The following is a 4,428-nucleotide window of genomic DNA, read 5'->3' as shown; positions in this document are numbered from 1 at the left end:
AAAGTTTGGATTTACGCCTTTGGGCAAGCCTTCTTCTCACTATCAGTTGCAGGAAATGGAACTGTAATTTATGGATCCTACCTTCCTAAGAATGAAAGTATACCATCATCTGCAAGAAATGTTGCAGTATTCGACACTATTGCAGCACTATTGGCAGCTTTCGTAATTATACCATCAATGGCAACAGCAAATGCACCTCTTGATACTGGTGGTCCTGGTCTTATGTTTATCTACTTAGTAAATGTATTTAACGGAATGGCTGTTGGAAGAATTGTTGGAATTATTTTCTACATTTGCGTACTTTTCGCAGGCGTAAGCTCAATAATAAATCTTTACGAAACACCTGTTGCTTACTTGGAAGAAAGATTTCATTTCTCAAGAGTAATTGCAACTACAACTATTCATATAATTGGATGTCTTGTTGCAATCTTTATCCAAGCAATAGTAGGTGGTTGGATGGACGTAGTTTCCATTTACATCTGCCCACTAGGCGCATCTCTTGCAGGAATAATGTTCTTATGGGTTGCAGGAAAGGATTATGCACTATCCGCAGTTAACCAAGGCTCTAATAAAGAGATTGGTGGATGGTACTATCCCCTTGCTAAATATGTATATGTTACAGCAGCAGTAATTGCCCTAATAGCAGGAGCAATTCTCGGCGGAATTGGTTAATATTTGATTTTTACACTTAAAAAGTGTTGGCTTTTCTTTTGCCAACACTTTTATTTTTACCCTTTAAAATTATCCTTCTTATTTCTAAAAATTATAAACTCTTCTAAATTTCTTGCAAGTAAAAAAGGATTTATTTTTTTCTCCTTGCCAATAGTTGATGGAAGCGTAATTTTGTTTTCTTCCCTTAATTTTTTTACTCTCTCATATTCTTTTTCTAAATCATAATTAGAAATCACTGACTTTGCAAATTCTAAATTAGCAAGAGAATATTCGTGTGCAGGATAAACTTTTGTATCATCATCTAATTTTTTTAATTTCAAAAGACCTTCATAGGATTTTTTATAATCCTTCGTGAAAACTCTGCCACACCCCGCAAGAAAAAGTGCGTCGCCACAAAATAAATTATCTCCCATTAAATATGAAATATGTCCTTTTGTGTGACCAGAAGTTAAAATAACTTTAAAACTTTCATCTAGTATTTCAAACTCGTCGCCTTCATTTAAGGTTACATCATTGTATTCTTTAGTTTCAACTGGTCCATAGACCTTTGCATCGTATTTATTTTTAAGCTTAGGCACTCCGCCCACATGATCCATATGCTTGTGAGTGAGAAGAATGGCAACTAATTTTTTATTTTTTAAATAATTAAGGACTGGAACTGAATCTCCCGGATCAACTACAATGATTTTGTCGTCTTTTTCAATTGTCCAAATATAATTGTCCTCAAAAGCCTTTATATAATTAATATTCATAAAACACCTCACAATATACATACTCTTATTGCCTCTATTTAAACAAATATGCGTTAATAAAATTAATTTTATTTTATAATTAATACAGATAAAAGATACTTATAAAACTTTATCTTGTAGTTGTTTATAATATATGGCTTTCCCAGCAATGTTCTTTTAACCCTTAAATTCTTAACCTTTAATAAGCTTTTATAAAATTTGCTTTAAATCTATTCGCCACAAAACATAAAAAAAGCAGACTCTCTCAAGACTGCTTTTTATTGAGGCTGTTTAAATAAATCTCTAGAAAATGCTAATTATTTTCTAATTTCAATTCTAGGTTCGCTGGATAAGATTTTTTATTTACTTAGTCCTTTTCCCAGTAAAACTATATAATCGCGAAAAAACACGATTATACCACTATTACATCATTCCCATTCCTGGATTCATTGCTGGCATTGCAGGTTTTTCTTCTTTTATGTTTGCAACTGCTGCTTCTGTTGTTAAAATCATTGAAGCTACGCTTGCTGCATTTTGTAATGCTGATCTTGTTACTTTAGTTGGGTCTACTATTCCTGCTTTTTTCATGTCTACATATTCTGATCTATATGCATCGAAGCCTATGCCCTTTTCTTTTTTCTTTACATGCTCTACTATAACTGAACCTTCTAGTCCTGCATTTTCTGCTATTTGTCTTAGTGGTTCTTCTAATGCTTTTAAAATGATGTTTGCGCCAGTTTTTTCGTCGCCCTCTAACTTATCAACTACTTTTGCAACAGCTTCAATTGAGTCAATTAATACTGTTCCACCACCAGCTACTATACCTTCTTCAACTGCTGCTCTTGTTGCTGCAAGTGCATCTTCGATTCTTAGTTTTCTTTCTTTCAATTCAACTTCTGTTGCTGCTCCTACTTGGATTACTGCAACTCCACCAGAAAGTTTTGCAAGTCTTTCTTGTAATTTTTCTTTGTCAAATTCTGAATCTGTTTCTTCAATTTGGTTTTTAATGTGGCTAATTCTATTTTCAAGTTCAGATTTTTCGCCAGCTCCATTTACTATTACTGTGAGTTCTTTTTCAACTCTGACCTTTGATGCAGATCCAAGCATTTCAATTGTTGCATCTTTAAGGTCTTGACCTAAATCAGAGGATACAACTTGTCCACCAGTTAAGATTGCAATGTCTTGTAGCATATCTTTTCTTCTATCGCCATAACCAGGAGCCTTTACTCCTACAACACTTAGTGTTCCTCTTAGTGAGTTTACTACTAAAGTTGCAAGTGCTTCACCATCAATGTCATCTGCGATGATTAAAAGTGGTTTTGATGCTTGCAATACTTGTTCAAGTAGTGGTAAAATTTCTTGAATATTTGAAATTTTCTTATCTGTGATTAAAATATATGGGTCTTCTAATTCTGCAACCATTTTGTCAGAGTCAGTTACCATATATGGTGAAAGGTATCCTCTATCAAATTGCATACCTTCAACTACATCTAGGCTTGTACCCATTGATTTAGATTCTTCAACAGTGATTACTCCATCATTTCCAACTTTTTCCATTGCTTCAGAAATAAGTTTGCCAACTTGTTCATTTGCAGCTGAAATTGAAGCAACTTGTTCAATAGCTTGTTTTGAAGAAACTTCAGTTGAGAAGTTTTTGATTTCTTCAACAGCACTTTCTACTGCTTTAGCAATTCCCTTTTGTAAAACCATTGGATTTGCACCTGCTGCAATGTTTCTCATCCCTTCTCTAATAATTGCTTGAGCAAGAAGAGTAGCTGTAGTAGTTCCATCGCCAGCAACGTCATTAGTCTTTGTAGCAACTTCCTTTAAAAGTTGTGCTCCCATGTTTTCAAATTTATCTTCACATTCAATTTCTCTTGCAATAGTTACACCATCATTTGTGATTAGTGGTGTGCCGTATTCTTTGTCTAAAATTACATTTCTACCCTTAGGTCCAAGTGTTACTTTAACTGTATCTGCAAGAGTATTTATTCCTTTAATTAAGCCTTTTCTAGCATCTTCTGAAAATTTAATTTCCTTTGCCATTTTATCACTCCTTATTCAATTACTGCCAAGATATCTTGGAACTTTATTATTGTATATTTTTCCTTGTCAAGTTCAATGTCATTTCCTGCGTATTTTGAAAAAATAACTTTATCTCCTACTTTGACAAGTCCCTTCATATCTTCGTCTGTATCTAGTTTATTTCCTATTGCAATAACCTCTGCAATATTTGATTCCTCTTTAGCTGAAGAAGGAAGTACTATGCCTGAAGCAGTTGTTTCTTCTTTTTCAATTTTCTTGATGACGATCTTATCGTCAAGTGGTCTAAGTTTCATCTATATTTACCTCCTTTTTATTAGCACTCGGCAACGCCTTCTGCTAATATATATAATAATACATTGGCAAAAATTTTTCAAGGGTTGAGTGCAAAATAAAAAAATAAAAGCTTCACTTTTTATAAGCAAGCTTTTATTTCCAAATCTATTTTTTAAACTTGAAACCTTCATTTTGAAGTAATCTCTTTTTTCTCGCAAGTCCTCCAGCATAGCCTGTGAGACTGCCATCGACTCCCACTACTCTATGACAAGGTACTATTATTGATATTGGGTTGTGCCCAACTGCACCACCTACCCCTTGCGCCGACATTCTCTTATACTTTCCGCTCTCTATTAATTTCTCTGAGATAGCTTTATATGTAGTAGTTTCTCCATAGGGTATCTCTAATAAAATTTTCCACACATCTCTTCTAAACTCTGTTCCAATAAGTTTTATGCAAGGCATGAATTTTGGCTCTTCACCACTAAAATATAAATCAAGCCACTTTTCTGTAACTTCTAAATTTTTATTTGAAAGTTCTCCATCTCTTGAATCAAAATTTTCTATTTCTTCTCCCTTTATAGCATCTCCAAAATATTTTTGATTTTCAAAATATAATCCAAGTAAAAATTCTTCATCAAAGATTAAATAAATTTTTCCAAGTGGAGAGTTGTAAATTTTTTTATAAAGCATAAGCCCTCCAAAA

4 protein-coding genes and 1 pseudogene are annotated in these 4,428 nt (G+C 33.5%); 1 reads left to right on the top strand and 4 read right to left on the bottom strand.

Going from position 1 to position 4,428, the window contains the following annotated elements; genetic code table 11:
• Positions 1-672, top strand: a pseudogene (locus MR285_RS01355) (sodium-dependent transporter); the annotation flags it as partial.
• Between the two features lie 56 nt (positions 673-728).
• On the opposite strand, the gene gloB reads toward MR285_RS01355, so the two are convergent.
• From gloB to MR285_RS01335, 4 genes are all read right to left on the bottom strand, one after another.
• Positions 729-1,424 carry a hydroxyacylglutathione hydrolase gene (gene gloB / locus MR285_RS01350; RefSeq protein ID WP_293557323.1) on the bottom strand — a complete coding sequence of 232 codons (696 nt, stop codon included), beginning with the start codon at positions 1,422-1,424 and terminating at the stop codon, positions 729-731.
• A gap of 402 nt (positions 1,425-1,826) precedes the next feature.
• On the bottom strand, positions 1,827-3,449 hold the full coding sequence (gene groL, locus MR285_RS01345) for a chaperonin GroEL (protein ID WP_293557322.1): 1,623 nt from the start codon (positions 3,447-3,449) through the stop codon (positions 1,827-1,829).
• A gap of 11 nt (positions 3,450-3,460) precedes the next feature.
• Positions 3,461-3,742, bottom strand: a complete 282-nt coding sequence (locus MR285_RS01340) for a co-chaperone GroES (protein ID WP_075660092.1) — start codon at positions 3,740-3,742, stop codon at positions 3,461-3,463.
• Between the two features lie 145 nt (positions 3,743-3,887).
• Positions 3,888-4,415: a methylated-DNA--[protein]-cysteine S-methyltransferase gene (locus MR285_RS01335; RefSeq protein WP_293557321.1), complete on the bottom strand. Its 528-nt coding sequence runs from the start codon at positions 4,413-4,415 to the stop codon at positions 3,888-3,890.
• Between the last annotated feature and the right edge of the window lie 13 nt (positions 4,416-4,428).

The sequence above is a fragment of the Peptoniphilus sp. genome (assembly GCF_022767005.1).
Classification (GTDB): Bacteria; Bacillota; Clostridia; order Tissierellales; family Peptoniphilaceae; genus Peptoniphilus_A.
Note: the sequence above shows the minus strand (reverse complement) of the source record. Positions and strands in the feature narration are given on the sequence as shown.

What these genes read in the sequence shown, in the direction of transcription:
- gloB (WP_293557323.1), bottom strand. Translation starts at nt 1,424, where the DNA reads ATGAATATTAATTATATAAAGGCTTTTGAGGACAATTATATTTGGACA.
- groL (WP_293557322.1), bottom strand. Translation starts at nt 3,449, where the DNA reads ATGGCAAAGGAAATTAAATTTTCAGAAGATGCTAGAAAAGGCTTAATT.
- MR285_RS01340 (WP_075660092.1), bottom strand. Translation starts at nt 3,742, where the DNA reads ATGAAACTTAGACCACTTGACGATAAGATCGTCATCAAGAAAATTGAA.
- MR285_RS01335 (WP_293557321.1), bottom strand. Translation starts at nt 4,415, where the DNA reads ATGCTTTATAAAAAAATTTACAACTCTCCACTTGGAAAAATTTATTTA.